Origin of the sequence: Stenotrophomonas humi, assembly GCF_001431415.1 — a bacterium.
Classification (GTDB): Bacteria; Pseudomonadota; Gammaproteobacteria; order Xanthomonadales; family Xanthomonadaceae; genus Stenotrophomonas; species Stenotrophomonas humi.
In genome coordinates, this window is the sequence record NZ_LDJI01000082.1 from 1 (window position 1) to 824 (window position 824).

An 824-nucleotide genomic window follows, 5' to 3' on the forward strand; every position below is an offset into this window, starting at 1 on the left:
TACAATAAGTACGTGGAGTGGGGGAGCTAGATGGTTGCGGGCATGCCGGAATCCTTCAACGTGTTGGTGAAGGAAATCCGCTCGCTGGCCATCAACATGGAACTGGAAGACAACTGATCGTGCAGGCGCTGGTGCAGTGATGCACCAGCGCCGCCAGCAGTAGCCGACAGCCCATCGACAAAGTATTCCTCCTTTCGGAGAACACCATGAAAGACCTGCTCAACCTCTTCAACCAGCCGCGTCAGACGCTGGACTTCGACGCGATCAAGATCGCGCTGGCCTCGCCGGACCTGATTCGTTCGTGGTCCTTCGGCGAAGTGAAGAAGCCGGAAACCATCAACTACCGTACCTTCAAGCCGGAGCGTGACGGCCTGTTCTGCGCCGCCATCTTCGGGCCGGTCAAGGACTACGAGTGCCTGTGCGGCAAGTACAAGCGCATGAAGCACCGCGGCGTTGTCTGCGAAAAGTGCGGCACCGAAGTGACCCTGGCCAAGGTGCGTCGTGAGCGCATGGCCCACATCGACCTGGCCTCGCCGGTCGCGCACATCTGGTTCCTCAAGTCGCTGCCGTCGCGCATCGGCCTGATGCTGGACATGACCCTGCGTGACATCGAGCGCGTGCTGTACTTCGAAGCCTACGTGGTGACCGAGCCGGGCCTGACCGCCCTGGAGCGCCGCCAGCTGCTGACCGAAGAACAGTACCTGCAGGCACGCCAGGAACACGGCGATGACTTCGACGCCGCCATGGGCGCCGAGGCCGTGTACGAACTGCTGCGCACCATCGACCTTCAGGCCGAAATGGTGAAGCTGCGCGAGGAAATCGCC

Annotated in this window: 1 pseudogene; it reads left to right on the top strand. The window is 61.4% G+C overall.

The features are described 5' to 3' along the window. Window positions 1-206: 206 nt before the first annotated feature. Window positions 207-824 (top strand): annotated as a pseudogene (locus ABB26_RS18400) (DNA-directed RNA polymerase subunit beta'); the annotation flags it as partial.